The sequence below is a fragment of the Streptomyces sp. NPDC055140 genome (assembly GCF_053607285.1).
Genome location: NZ_JBSGTG010000031.1, coordinates 43262 through 55484, shown reverse-complemented (window position 1 = coordinate 55484; position 12223 = coordinate 43262). Strand labels below are relative to the sequence as shown.

Sequence of the window (12223 nt, the reverse complement as noted above, 5' to 3'; positions counted from 1 at the left end):
GTCGTGACGACCACGGTGCCAGTGGGGCTGCTACGCAGCCAGCCGCCGTCACGAAGGATGGCGGGGTTATCGGCGTTGTCGAGGACCAGGAGCCAGGGTTGGTCGGAGCGGTCGAGGTAGTGCCAAACGAGATCAGCGGCGGGACGTAGTCCGCTGCGTGCTCCCACCAGTTCACCGTCGGTGGCTCCGCGGTCGGCTGCGACGGCGAGCATGCCGGCGCGCAGGGAGGCGGGGTCGGAAGCGTTGACCCACAGCCCGATTCGGCCCTCCTGGTTGGTGGCGTGCTGGAAGAGTGCGTAGGCAACGGCGGTTTTGCCACAACCGCCTAGGCCGTGGAGGACGTAGACGCTGTTGCCGACGCTGGGCTCGACGGCGGCGTGCAGACGGCCCATCTCTCCGACGCGGTCGCGGAGTACCACGGGGATGCGGCCGACCGTTGGGCGGCGTACGGAGTCCGGACCCGACCAATCGGGCGTGTGGTGGTGGTGCTCAGTGATGTGCTGGTCGCCGGAGGCTTGGTAGACGCGACCCTGGCCATCGGCCCGGGCGTCGTTGTGGCTGCTCATCGGTGGCCGAAGTTCTGGTCCCGGCCCGCCTGGTAGACCCGCGCATGACCGGAGGCGGTGGCGTGCTGTGTCACCGACGACTCTGCGGACGTGTACGGGGCCAGTTCGTTGAGCAGCGTCCGCAGCGCCTCTGTTTCCTCGGGGTGTGCTGCGAGCAGTCGCCGTATACGGCCCTGCCATTCCGCACCCAGTTCGCTGGGGGATTCGAGATCGCCGCCAGCCTGTGCAGCCAGCAACTCTCTTCGGGTCACTTCGAGCTCGGCGGAAATCACTCCGGCCCGCTCTGGCTCAGCACGGCGCCACAGCGAGGCGACACCGTCCCTGGCGCGTTGCCATACCTCGGTCGTCAACAACGTCACCAAGGTTGTCCCCGCCGTACCTGCCAGCACAGCCATCTCCGGATCCACGAACCCGCCCCCTCCGGCCAGTCATTGCCAGTTGCCTCAGAGCAACCAGCAACATGCGTGATCGCGTACGTTCAATGCACGTTGTGAGCGAGCCCTACCCGGGTGAGGCGTCTAAGGAACGGATGCCGTTCCCCCAGGCGTCCCCCGGCAGCGTCAAGTTCGAGCGAACGCGCTGGTCACACCGGGCGAACGGAGCCCGCTGTAAATCTGCCGGCTCAGCCTTCCCAGGTTCGAATCCTGGCGCCGCCACTGGAAGGTAAAAGGTCCCCGACCTGCTGTTTCAGCAGGTCGGGGACCTTTTCTTTTGCCCTCCCGTGGGGGGTGGGACTGTCTCGCTCTCTCGGTCTCGAACGCTCCGTCTCAGAGCGCGTGGACGGCGCGTGGACGGGATCTCCAGGGCCTGTCCGGCGGATCAGGTGACCAGCAGCGGAGGGATCCCTGTTCCTCTGGTGGGGCGGGATGACCTGGCAGGGCATCGGTCCACTTGACAACGGATCACAGGACCGAGTTCGGGGTCGGCAGCGTCTGGTCGGTGGATCGCGGGCGGTATGACGGTGTGTCTGTACGGCCGCACAGGGTGCGTGTGGCTTGATCGTCGGGCGGTCCCGGCAGGGGCCTGAACACCAACCGACGTCCGTGGCACGCCCTGAGTGCCGCGCTCTTTGTCGAGGAGTCCCCATCGTGAGACCGACCCTGCAACACGCCATGTTCCCTCGACGTGGCGCCGGAGCCGCGGGTGAGCGGCGGCGCCCGGCAAAGCGTGCTGCCGTCCTGCTCGCCACGGTGGCACTGCCGGCAGCACTGGTGGTGCACACGGCCACCCCCGCCGAGGCGGCGCCCGTGACGGTCACCTTCAACGCCGGCGCCAACCAGCCCTTCACCGTTCCGTCCGGCGTCACCCAACTGACCGTCACCGCCACCGGCGCCGCAGGCCAGAACGGACCCAACGGCGGCGCAGGAGGCAACGGCGCCACCGTCACCGGCACCGTCACGGTGCCGCCGAGCACGACCACCCTCTATGTCAATGTTGGCACGGGTGGGGGCGCCGGCGGCGGACCGGCGAGTACAGGCGGTGCCGGCGGCGGATCCAGCGATGTCCGCACCTGCAGCTCGGCGGGCCCCGGCTGCACCCTGACCGGCGTCCCCGCCACCGACCCCCGCCTCATCGTCGCGGGCGGCGGAGGCGGCGGCGGAAGCAGCCCCTTGTCCAATTTCCCCGTCCCGGAGGCCAAGGGCGGAAACGCCGGAAACACCGGTACGCCCGGCGGCAGCAGAACGAACAGCGGCGGCCAGGGCGGCGGCGGCGGAACCCAGACCGCCGGCGGCGCGGGCGGAGCCGTATGCCCCGGCGGCGGCGGTACGTCCGGCACTCCGGGCACGGGCGGTGCGGGCGGTAACGGCGGAGGCGCCTTCGGGGCGGGTGGAGGCGGGGGCGGCTGGTTCGGTGGAGGCGGCGGCGGAGGCTGCAGCACCATCCAGAACGCTCCTATCGCTGCTTTCGGTCCCGGTGGCGGCGGTGGTGCGTCGAACCGCGTCCCCACGGGTGGTACCTCCGCACCCGCCGCGGGGCCGGCCGTGGTGACCATCACCTACGACCCGGCGCCCCCCACCTGCGCGACCGCCACGCCCACCATCACCGGCACCAACGGCAGCAACGTCCTGATCGGCACTCCCGGCAATGACGTGATTTTCGCTCTCGGTGGCAACGACGTGGTCGACGGCCGCGGTGGCAACGACCTCATCTGCGGCGGCGACGGCAACGACGTGCTGTCCGGCGGCGACGGCAACGACCGCATCGAAGGTGGCAACGGCACCGACAACCTGAACGGCAACAACGGCAACGACGCCCTCCTCGGCGGTCCCGGCAACGACGCGCTCCTCGGCGGCCCCGGCACCAACACCAACGACGGCGGCCCCGGCTTCAACGCCTGCTTCAACCCCTCCACCGGCCCCGGCTGCTTCTGACCCACCCCACCCGACTCCGACCTGATCGACGAACATCAGAAACGGGCCCCGGCGCATCCCTCGTCGCAGCGGCGACCAACGCACGAGGCCCGTTTCAACGCCCTCAGTCCTGTCGGTTCACGCGAACAGGATGCATAACGGCTGCCTAGGTGCCGGTTTGCTACTACGCCGCAGGTAAGCGGTCATATCGACTAACCACAGTCGGGTGACTGTAAATCCGCCGGCTCAGCCTTCCCAGGTTCGAATCCTGGCGCCGCCACATGGTGGAGAACCCCCTCCGAACTACGGAAACGTAGTTCGGAGGGGGTTCTCTGTATTCCGAGGCCCGTGAGGGGGTTACGAGACCGCGTCGGACAGACGGTCTCGTACCTACGGCCCCCACGCAGTGCCCGCTAGGGAGCGATGGGGAGTTGGCGCTTGTGGTCGGTGAGGCGGTAGCGGTGGACGATTGTCTCGAAGGCCCGCCCGTCCACCGGCTTGCCCTCCAGGAAGTCGTCGATGTCGTCGTAGGTGACCCCGAGCGCGTCCTCGTCGGCCTTGCCCGGGTCGAGGGTCTCCAGGTCGGCCGTCGGGACCTTCCACACCAGCTCGGCGGGCGCACCCAGCGCGTCCGCGACGGCGCGCACCCGGCGCTTGGTCAGGCCGGTCAGCGGGACGAGGTCGGCGGCGCCGTCGCCGAACTTGGTGAAGAAGCCGGAGACCGCCTCGGCGGCGTGGTCCGTGCCGACGACCAGGCCGCTGTGCGCGCCGGCCACCGCGTACTGGGCGACCATGCGCTGCCGGGCCTTGATGTTGCCGTGCACGAAGTCCTGGTGACCCTCGTCGCGGAAGCTCACGTCCGCGGCCACTGAGGCCTCGAGCGCGGCGTCGCTGGCGGGCTTGATGTCCACGGTCAGCACGTGGTCGGCCCGGATGAAGGAGAGCGCGAGCTGGGCGTCGTGCTCGTCGGCCTGGACCCCGTAGGGCAGCCGCATCGCGTAGAACCGCGCCTCGTGCCCGGCGGCCCGGGCCCGCTCGACTGCGAGCTGGCACAGCCGGCCGGCGGTGGTGGAGTCGACGCCGCCGCTGATGCCGAGCACGAGGGAGCGCAGCCCGGTGGAGGTCAGCCGATCGGTGAGGAAGGCCACCCGGCGTTCGATCTCGGGTTCGGCCTCGAAGGTCTCGGCGACCTGGAGCTCCCTGGCGATCTCCTGCTGCAGGCCGTTAGACGCCGACTCGCTCACGTCTGCTCCTTGCTCCGGTTCATGAGGTGCTGTCGCGCCCCACCCTACTGGGGGTGTCCGGCGGCTCAGGGGGCGCGGGATGTGTCCGGACGGGGCGTGGACGAGGCCCGTGGCGCAGACTGATCGCATGTCCGTACCGTCGGCGTCTCGCCGCAGAAACTGCCCCGAGTGCCGCCGCGACATCGCCGTCGTGGCCGGCCGCTTCGCCCGCCACGACCCGCCCGGGGCCCGCAGCGCGGGCGAGCTCGTGTCCTGCCCCGGCTCCCGCAGGCCCGCGCAGCTCGGCGCCGCGCAGCCGTCCCTCGACGGGTACGTGGTCCCGGTCGCGCCCGGCCAGCTCCCGCTCTTCTGAACCGCGCTCAGTTCCCCGCGATCGACTTGACCGCCACCGTCACCGGCGCCGACCCGGAGATCAGCTCCAGCGTCAGCCCCGCGGTGGCGGGCGTCTCCACCAGCTCCGCGAGCACCGCCGCCACGTCGTCCCGCGGCACCGGACCCCGCCCGGTGGACGCCTCCAGGCGTACGAGTCCGGTGCCCGCGTCGTTCGTGAACATCCCGGGACGCACGATCGTCCAGTCGAGTCCGGTCCGGGCCCGTACGGACGCGTCCGCCTCGCCCTTCGCCCGCAGATACGCGTCGAAGATCTCGTCCCCCTGATGGGCCGGGTCCGCGCCCATCGACGACACCACGACGTACCGCCGCACCCCGGCCCGCTCCGAGGCGTCCGCGAACAGCACGGCCGCGGCGCGGTCCACCGTGTCCTTGCGCCCCGCCGTGCTGCCGGGCCCCGCGCCGGCCGCGAACACCGCCGCGTCCGCGCCCTCCAGAAGCCCGGCGACCTCCTCCACGGACGCCGATTCCAGGTCGCACACAAGGGGCTCGGCCCCGGCCTCCCGCAGGTCGTCCGCCTGCTCGGCACGGCGGATGATGCCCGCGACCTCGTCTCCGCGTGCGGCGAGCAGACGCTCGAGCCGCAGCGCGATCTGACCATGACCCCCAGCGATGACAATGCGCATGCTTCCGACCGTACGCCGGGCCGCCCCCGTTCGCCGCGCAACCTTGTACGTGCCTCGCGGGTCTCCTCAGCGACCCGTGCGGCCGACGGCCGCCGGGTCTCTCATCGGACCTCTGCGGGAGTCAGACATCAGCGCCATACGCACCACCACCCTCACCGCGGCCGGCTGCGCCGCACTGCTGCTCGCGACCACCTCCGCCTGCGGCACTGTCGAGAACCTGACGGCAGGTCAGAAGATCGACAAGGCCGCCGACAGGCTCGGCGAACAGAAGTCGCTCTCCTTCGAGTTGGGCCTCGACGCGAAGCCGGACGCGCTCATGGAGCTGGCCGGCGGACAGGGCGACGAGGCCATGCCGCCGACGATCGCCAAGACCTTCGCCGGTGCCCACGTCACCTTCTCCGTACGGTCGAAGAAGCCGTTGTCCGAGTCGGGCGAGAAGGACTTCGTCGGGATGGGCATGAAGGTGTCGGTCCCGGGCGGCACCCTGGCCGAGTACCGGCTCGCCGGGGACTTCGTCTACTTCCGCCTCGACATGCAGAAGACGTCGGAGCTCATGGGCTTCCCCCTCCCCTCGCCGAAGGACCTGCCGAAGGGCGAGGAGGGGCTCGCGAAGGCCCTCGAAGGCGAGTGGGTCAAGGTGGACCTCTCGGAGTTCAGGAAGAGCACCTCGGGCAAGGGATCCAACCATGCCAAGGGCTCCGGCGGGCTGGACGAGAAGGCCCAGCGGAAGGTGCTCAAGGCCCTGCGCGGCGTCATCGCCGACGACGTCACCCTCCGCAGCGCCGGCACCGAGGACGGCACGGAGCGCATCGTCGCCAAGGCGTCCTTCCGTGAGCTCCTGACGGACCTCTTCGACAAGCTCGGCCCCCTGAAGGACGAGCTGCCGCCCGGCGCCGGATTCCCCACCGCCAAGGACCTCAAGGGCGCCCCGGCCAAGAAGGTCGCCGTCGACTTCTCGATCACCAACGGCGCGCTGTCGAAGATCTCCTTCGACCTCGCGGCCCTCGCCGACGGCAAGAAGGGCGCGAAGGTCCCGCTGGTGCTCAAGTTCGGCAAGGCGGGCGACATCAGCGCACCGTCCGGCGCGACCGAGGTCCCGCTCGGCGACCTCGCCCGCGGCAACCCGTTCATGTCGGGTGCCCCTATGGGCGGCTTCTGACAGTTCGACAGTTCGTCAATGCCGCGCGTGGGGGCGGCAGATGGGCCGACAGGAGCTGAAGCGGCAGAGGGGCCGGCAGGAAAATGAAGGGGTCCCGCGTGCGGGCGGGTCTCTTCAGTTCTGCCCGCCGCCCCCGCCCTCCAGCGGCTTACCCGCCCGCCCCTGCCGCGGCAGATCGAGCGTCGCCGAGTCGCAGTACTCCCGCACCGCACTGGTGCGCGCCACCACCCGCCCCCAATGCACCACGACCCGGCTGTACCCCAGCGAGAGGGCACCCGCGAGCCGGTCGCCGCGTACGGCGATGAGCTCCGCGGGGAAGCCCGCCTCCACCCGCACCTCGGGCAGCCCGAGCGCGGCCCGCGCCGCCCCGCTGACGCAGTCGTACGCCTCCTCGGGGCGCAGCCCGTAGCGCGAGGCCAGCAGGTACGCGGCCTCCAGGGGATCGCCGCGGCCCACCGGGTTCGCCATGTCGCGCAGTGCCCCGCTGCCCGCGGCGACCCGCACCCCGGCCGCCCGCAGGAGCCGTACGGGAGCCGTGCCGCGCCCGTCGACGCCCGCGCAGCCGCCCTGCGGCAGGCAGACCACCGTGACGCCCGCGGCGGCGAGCTGGTCGGCGGTGCGCGCGGCGACCTCGCGCGGCAGCCGCCCGAGCCCGCCGCACGGCCCGATCGTGACGCCGGGACGCAGCCCTCCGGTCATCGTCGCGATCCGCCCGAGCCGGGCCGGATCGCCGCCGTCCGTATGCAGATCCACCGCGCAGCCGTGCTCCGCCGCGACCTCCAGGACCGCCTCCACGTGGCCGGTCGGGTCGGGGTCGAGATCCGGGCAACCACCCACCACGGACGCGCCCATCTTCACCGCGTCCCGCAGCATCGACAGGCCGTCGGCCCCCGCGAGGCCCGTCAGGAGCCGGGGCATCGCCACGGTCCGCAGATCGGTCAGGCCGCGCAGCGACCGCCGTGCCTGGAGTACCGCCTCCATCGGGCCGAGGCCCTGCACATCCCCGATCCGCACATGCGCGCGCTGCGCGGTGGCCCCGTGCCCGAGCTGGAGCAGCGCGGCCTCGGTGGCCCGCCGCTGTACGTCGGGCCCGTCGTACGACACCGGCCCCTCCGTCTCCGCGGACAGTGCCGTGTCGCCATGGATGTGGGGTTCGGCGGGGGCGGGGAGCAGGACGTAGCCGCCGAGGTCCACGCGCGTGGAGCGGGCGGTGAGGCTGCCGACCGTGCCGACGGCCTCGATGCGCCCGTTGTCCAGCCGCACGTCCACGGTCCGGCCGTCGGTGAGCCTGGCGCCGCACAGGAGGAGGGCGGTGCCCTCGGCGGTGGAGTCGTTGCCGGGGGAGTGGGGGTGCTGCGGCTGGCTGTCGGGCATCGCGCTCCTGAGGTTCGGGGGCGGCGGCCGCGTGGGCGGGGCCCGCCCCGGACCGGGGCGGGCCTGGAGGGGCGTACAAGATCACGCAGCGCGGGTCGAGCCTAGAGCTGCGGCAGGCCCGCTTCGCGGAGGAGCGCAATAGTCGTACTGCTGTGGTGCGCGGTGCTGATGAGGCGGCCGTGGGCGGCTGTTGCGGCTCCGGAAGGGCCGCGGTCCTGCCCCTGGGCGGCGGCCGCGAAACGGATTTGGGCGATCGGCAGGCGAGCGTGTAATGTCTTCATCGCTCGCCCCAATAGCTCAGTCGGTAGAGCGTCTCCATGGTAAGGAGAAGGTCTACGGTTCGATTCCGTATTGGGGCTCTGGTGTGAAGTTCCCTCACCTTCGGGTGAGGGGCATCGCATCAAAGCGGTGTAGCTCAGTCGGTAGAGCAAGCGGCTCATAATCGCTGTGTCACCGGTTCAAGTCCGGTCACCGCTACACACAGTAGCCGATTGTGGGGTCGGTCCTCCGGTCGGCTACTATTCATGCGTTCATCCGTCAACCGTCCGTCCAAGGAGCACTCACGTGGCTGCCACCGACGTCCGCCCGAAGATCACGCTGGCCTGCGTGGAGTGCAAGGAGCGGAACTACATCACCAAGAAGAACCGGCGTAACGACCCGGACCGTCTTGAGATGAAGAAGCACTGCCCGCGCTGTAACCAGCACACGGCGCACCGCGAAACGCGCTAACTCAGGCTCGTACATGAGGCCGTCCCCTTTCGAGGGGGCGGCCTCATGTCGTTATCGCGTGTGGGCGGCCGGCCGTAAGATCCGGCAACATCCGGCAACAGCGCAAATCCAGGAGGTGCCGAGTCCATGGCGCTCGACCAGTCCTTCGTGGGACGGTCCTACCCGCCCACCGACCCCTATGAGGTCGGCCGGGAGAAGATCCGTGAATTCGCGGAGGCGGTGCGGGACGCCAATCCCGCCTACGTCGATCCGGAGGCGGCCAAGGCGCTCGGCCACTCCGATGTGATCGCTCCGCCGACCTTTGTGTTCGCCATCACGTTCAAGGCCGCGGGCCAGGTGATCGATGACCCGCAGCTGGGCCTCGACTACAGCCGCGTCGTGCACGGCGACCAGAAGTTCGCGTACACGCGCCCGGTGCGCGCCGGTGACCGGCTCACCGTGACCTCGACGATCGAGGCGATCAAGTCCCTTGCGGGCAACGACATCCTGGATATTCGCGGCGAGGTCCACGACGAGGCCGGCGAGCACGTCGTGACCGCCTACACCAAGCTCGTGTCGCGCGCGGCCGAGGGGGCGTGACCATGACGACGACGATTCAGTACGCGGATGTGGAGATCGGCACGGAGCTGCCGGCCCAGGCGTTCCCCGTGACCCGCGCCACGCTCGTGCAGTACGCGGGCGCCTCCGGGGACTTCAACCCGATCCACTGGAACGAGAAGTTCGCGGTCGAGGTCGGGCTCCCGGACGTCATCGCCCACGGCATGTTCACCATGGCCGAGGCGATCCGCGTCGTGACCGACTGGGTCGGTGACCCGGCCGCCGTCGTGGAGTACGGCGTGCGCTTCACCAAGCCCGTCATCGTCCCGAACGACGACAAGGGCGCCACGATCGAGGTCAGCGGCAAGGTCGCCGCCAAGCTCGACGACGGCCGCGTCCGCGTCGACCTCGTCGCGACGAGCGCGGGCCAGAAGGTGCTCGGCATGTCGCGGGCGGTTGTGCAGCTGGCGTAACGGCTGCTCCGTAGGAACCTGAGTAAGGGGCACCCTCCATTGCGGGGTGCCCCTTACTCGTAGGCAGGACTCGTACGCCTTCGCGGGAGCCGGGATGTGACGCTTGACATAGGTAGTGATTGACCACTAACTTAGCCCCATGGTCAGGATGAGCGCAGAAGAGCGGCGTGAGAGCGTCATCCGTGCGGCGATGAGCGAGTTCGCCAGGGGTGGCTACTACGGCACCTCTACTGAGGCGATCGCCAAGCGGGTGGGTGTCTCGCAGCCGTATCTGTTCCGGCTCTTCCCGGGGAAGAAGGCCATCTTCCTCGCGGCGGCGACCCGTTGCGTACAGGACGCGACGCGGCTCTTCGCCGAGGCCGCCGAAGGGCTGGAGGGCGAGGAAGCCCTGGGCGCCATGGCGAACGCGTACACCGATGTCATCGCCAAGGAACCCGAGCGGCTCATGATGCAGATGCAGGTGTACGTCGCGGTCGCCGCCGCCGAGGCGGCCGGTGACCACGAGTTCGGCGAGGCGGTCCGCGCCGAGTGGATGAAGCTCTGGGAGGCGGCGCATCTGCCTCTGGGGGCGGACGTGGACGTGACGACGACGTTCATGGCCTACGGAATGCTGATCAATGTCCTGGTCTCCATGGGGTTCCCCCCGGAGCACCGGATCTGGGAGGGGCTGTATCCATCGGCTCGCGCCAAGGGGAGCCTGGAGCACTAGCGGTAGTCAGCAACTGATTACAGGGAACCAGGGGTGGGTGTCCGGGGAGGGTCTTGGCCTTTTCGCGCCCATGAAAGTTAGTCATCAATAACTAACCACCGTTCTGGGGGAACGATGTCACAGCAGGCAGCACGCCGCGGGGGAGCCGTCTGGGCCCTCGTCATCACCAGCGTCGCCGGATTCATGGCGGCCCTCGACAACCTCGTCGTCACCACCGCTCTGCCCTCCATCCGCAACGACCTCGGCGGAGCGCTCGACGACCTGGAGTGGACGGTCAGCGCCTACACGCTCACCTTCGCCGTGCTGCTGATGTTCGGCGCGGCCCTGGGGGACCGGTTCGGCCGCCGCCGGCTCTTCCTCGTCGGCCTCACCGTCTTCACCGGCGCGTCCGCCGCCGCGGCCATGGCGCCCGGCATCGACTCGCTGATCGCCGCCCGCGCGGTCCAGGGCGCCGGCGCCGCGATCATGATGCCGCTGACGCTCACCCTGCTGACCGCGGCCGTCCCGGCGGCGAAGCGCGGGATGGCGTACGGGATCTGGGGCGCCGTCAACGGGCTCGCGGTCGCGAGCGGGCCGCTGATCGGCGGCAGCCTCACCGAGCACGTCTCCTGGCACTGGATCTTCTGGCTGAACGTCCCGCTCGGCCTCGCCCTGCTCCCGCTCGCCCGGCTGCGCCTGCACGAGTCGTACGGCACCGGCGCCCGGCTCGACCTGGTCGGCACCCTGCTCGCCAGCAGCGGCCTCTTCGGCATCGTGTACGCCCTGGTCCGCGCGCCCCGCGACGGCTGGACCAGCGGGCTCGTCCTGCTGGGCCTGTTCGCCGGCGGTGCCCTGCTCGTCGCCTTCGTCCTGCACGGCACCCGCGCCAGGAACGCGATGCTGCCGATGCGCCTCTTCCGCTCCCGTGCCTTCGCCGGGATCAACGCGGCCAGCCTGCTGATGTTCCTCGGGATGTTCGGCTCGATCTTCCTGCTCAGCCAGTACATGCAGGGCGTCCTCGGCTACTCGCCCACCGAGGCGGGCCTGCGGATGCTGCCCTGGACCGGCATGCCGATGCTCGTCTCGCCGATCGCGGGGTACCTCTCCGACCGGATCGGCGGCCGCCTGGTCGTCGCCACGGGCCTCTTCCTCCAGGCCGCGGGCCTCGCCTACTACGCCTCCGTGATCGCCGTCGACGCCTCGTACACCGCCCAGCTGCCCGCCCTGATCATCAACGGCATCGGGATGTCGCTCTACTTCGCCCCCGCCTCCAACCTGGTCATGTCCAGCGTCCGTCCGCAGGAACAGGGCATCGCGTCCGGCACGAACAACGCGCTGCGCGAGGTGGGCGGAGCGCTCGGTATCGCCGTGATGTCGTCGATCTTCGCGGCGCAGGGCGGCTACGAGCCCGCGCAGAACTTCGTGGACGGCGTCCGGCCCGCGCTGTGGGTGGGTGCGGCCACGGTGGCCGTCGCGGGAGCCGCGGCTCTGTTCATCCCCTCCCGCCGGCGCGCGGCCGAGGGACTCAAGAGCGAGCCCGAGCCCGAGTCCGCCCAGGTCCTGGAGACCGCCTCGCACTGAGAACGCCCCGCATCGAACCGGCACTCCCCGAAGGAGCACGTCATGCCCACGCTGCCCTGGACCGTCCCGAACACCCCGCCGGCCGGCGCCGAGGTCCACGTCATGGCCTCCCGCTTCGAGACCCGCACCCTGTGGGGAGCCCTCCGTTTCTTCGCGAAGACCCCCTCTGTCTGGCGCCAGGTGAGCAAGGCACCCGGCGCGTACGGGGCCTCCGTGAAGGCGGCGCCCCTGCGGCGGACCTTCTGGACCCTGTCCGCCTGGGAGTCGCCCGACGCGCTGAAGCGCTTCGCGGGCTCGGCGCCCCACGGCCCCACGGCCGGTGGTCTGCGCTCACAGATGAAGGACGCGAAGTTCGTGCGCTGGCAGACCACCACGGACGAGCTGCCGCTCGACTGGGCGGAGGCGCTGCGGCGCCTGACGTGATCCGCGCGCCGCCCAGGACCACAGGCGAGCAGGACCCCGAGTGCGTACGAGAACGGCCCCGCCACGACCGGTGGGGTCGTTC

Annotated in this window: 13 protein-coding genes and 2 tRNA genes; 11 read left to right on the top strand and 4 right to left on the bottom strand. The window is 70.5% G+C overall.

What is annotated here, in order from left to right; translation table 11 throughout:
- Positions 1-562: 562 nt before the first annotated feature.
- A complete protein-coding gene (locus ACWFR4_RS39200) occupies positions 563-973 on the bottom strand; it encodes a hypothetical protein (RefSeq protein ID WP_453656444.1) in 411 nt (136 codons plus the stop codon).
- Positions 974-1654: 681 nt separating this feature from the next.
- On the opposite strand from ACWFR4_RS39200, the gene ACWFR4_RS39195 reads away from it, so the two are divergent.
- A complete protein-coding gene (locus tag ACWFR4_RS39195) occupies positions 1655-2938 on the top strand; it encodes a calcium-binding protein (protein ID WP_453656443.1) in 1284 nt (427 codons plus the stop codon).
- A 392-nt stretch (positions 2939-3330) separates the two neighbouring features.
- Here the strand turns inward: ACWFR4_RS39195 and nadE are convergent, their stop codons facing one another.
- On the bottom strand, positions 3331-4161 hold the full coding sequence (gene nadE / locus ACWFR4_RS39190; RefSeq protein WP_453656442.1) for an ammonia-dependent NAD(+) synthetase: 831 nt from the start codon (positions 4159-4161) through the stop codon (positions 3331-3333).
- A gap of 127 nt (positions 4162-4288) precedes the next feature.
- On the opposite strand from nadE, the gene ACWFR4_RS39185 reads away from it, so the two are divergent.
- Positions 4289-4513 carry a hypothetical protein gene (locus ACWFR4_RS39185; protein WP_393873856.1) on the top strand — a complete coding sequence of 75 codons (225 nt, stop codon included), beginning with the start codon at positions 4289-4291 and terminating at the stop codon, positions 4511-4513.
- 7 nt (positions 4514-4520) lie between these two features.
- Here the strand turns inward: ACWFR4_RS39185 and ACWFR4_RS39180 are convergent, their stop codons facing one another.
- On the bottom strand, positions 4521-5177 hold the full coding sequence (locus tag ACWFR4_RS39180; protein ID WP_453656441.1) for an SDR family oxidoreductase: 657 nt from the start codon (positions 5175-5177) through the stop codon (positions 4521-4523).
- Positions 5178-5253: 76 nt separating this feature from the next.
- On the opposite strand from ACWFR4_RS39180, the gene ACWFR4_RS39175 reads away from it, so the two are divergent.
- Entirely contained in the window at positions 5254-6336 is a 1083-nt protein-coding gene (locus ACWFR4_RS39175; RefSeq protein WP_453656440.1) for a hypothetical protein, read from the top strand.
- 114 nt (positions 6337-6450) lie between these two features.
- Here the strand turns inward: ACWFR4_RS39175 and ACWFR4_RS39170 are convergent, their stop codons facing one another.
- Positions 6451-7710, bottom strand: a complete 1260-nt coding sequence (locus ACWFR4_RS39170; protein WP_453656439.1) for an amidohydrolase family protein — start codon at positions 7708-7710, stop codon at positions 6451-6453.
- Between the two features lie 286 nt (positions 7711-7996).
- Between ACWFR4_RS39170 and ACWFR4_RS39165 the strand changes: the two genes are divergently transcribed.
- The 8 genes from ACWFR4_RS39165 (at position 7997) to ACWFR4_RS39130 (ending at position 12141) form a co-directional block, all read left to right on the top strand.
- Positions 7997-8069 (top strand) — tRNA-Thr (locus tag ACWFR4_RS39165).
- A gap of 45 nt (positions 8070-8114) precedes the next feature.
- Positions 8115-8187, top strand: a tRNA-Met gene (locus ACWFR4_RS39160).
- Positions 8188-8274: 87 nt separating this feature from the next.
- Positions 8275-8439 carry a 50S ribosomal protein L33 gene (rpmG, locus tag ACWFR4_RS39155; RefSeq protein ID WP_100594914.1) on the top strand — a complete coding sequence of 55 codons (165 nt, stop codon included), beginning with the start codon at positions 8275-8277 and terminating at the stop codon, positions 8437-8439.
- Positions 8440-8565: 126 nt separating this feature from the next.
- Entirely contained in the window at positions 8566-9018 is a 453-nt protein-coding gene (locus ACWFR4_RS39150) for an FAS1-like dehydratase domain-containing protein (protein WP_453466342.1), read from the top strand.
- Positions 9019-9020: 2 nt separating this feature from the next.
- Positions 9021-9449: a MaoC family dehydratase gene (locus tag ACWFR4_RS39145; protein ID WP_326711636.1), complete on the top strand. Its 429-nt coding sequence runs from the start codon at positions 9021-9023 to the stop codon at positions 9447-9449.
- 139 nt (positions 9450-9588) lie between these two features.
- Positions 9589-10158, top strand: a complete 570-nt coding sequence (locus ACWFR4_RS39140; protein ID WP_453656438.1) for a TetR/AcrR family transcriptional regulator — start codon at positions 9589-9591, stop codon at positions 10156-10158.
- Between the two features lie 114 nt (positions 10159-10272).
- The gene (locus ACWFR4_RS39135) at positions 10273-11718 is read left to right on the top strand and encodes a DHA2 family efflux MFS transporter permease subunit (RefSeq protein ID WP_453656437.1); all 1446 of its coding nucleotides are present in this window, start codon (positions 10273-10275) and stop codon (positions 11716-11718) included.
- A gap of 42 nt (positions 11719-11760) precedes the next feature.
- On the top strand, positions 11761-12141 hold the full coding sequence (locus ACWFR4_RS39130; protein WP_406104673.1) for a DUF3291 domain-containing protein: 381 nt from the start codon (positions 11761-11763) through the stop codon (positions 12139-12141).
- Positions 12142-12223 lie beyond the last annotated feature (82 nt).

Bases quoted from the DNA above. Each gene is read 5' to 3' on its own strand.
- ACWFR4_RS39145 (WP_326711636.1), top strand. From the start codon at position 9,021: ATGACGACGACGATTCAGTACGCGGATGTGGAGATCGGCACGGAGCTG.
- ACWFR4_RS39135 (WP_453656437.1), top strand. From the start codon at position 10,273: ATGTCACAGCAGGCAGCACGCCGCGGGGGAGCCGTCTGGGCCCTCGTC.
- ACWFR4_RS39185 (WP_393873856.1), top strand. From the start codon at position 4,289: ATGTCCGTACCGTCGGCGTCTCGCCGCAGAAACTGCCCCGAGTGCCGC.
- ACWFR4_RS39180 (WP_453656441.1), bottom strand. From the start codon at position 5,177: ATGCGCATTGTCATCGCTGGGGGTCATGGTCAGATCGCGCTGCGGCTC.
- ACWFR4_RS39150 (WP_453466342.1), top strand. From the start codon at position 8,566: ATGGCGCTCGACCAGTCCTTCGTGGGACGGTCCTACCCGCCCACCGAC.
- ACWFR4_RS39170 (WP_453656439.1), bottom strand. From the start codon at position 7,710: ATGCCCGACAGCCAGCCGCAGCACCCCCACTCCCCCGGCAACGACTCC.
- ACWFR4_RS39140 (WP_453656438.1), top strand. From the start codon at position 9,589: ATGGTCAGGATGAGCGCAGAAGAGCGGCGTGAGAGCGTCATCCGTGCG.
- ACWFR4_RS39130 (WP_406104673.1), top strand. From the start codon at position 11,761: ATGCCCACGCTGCCCTGGACCGTCCCGAACACCCCGCCGGCCGGCGCC.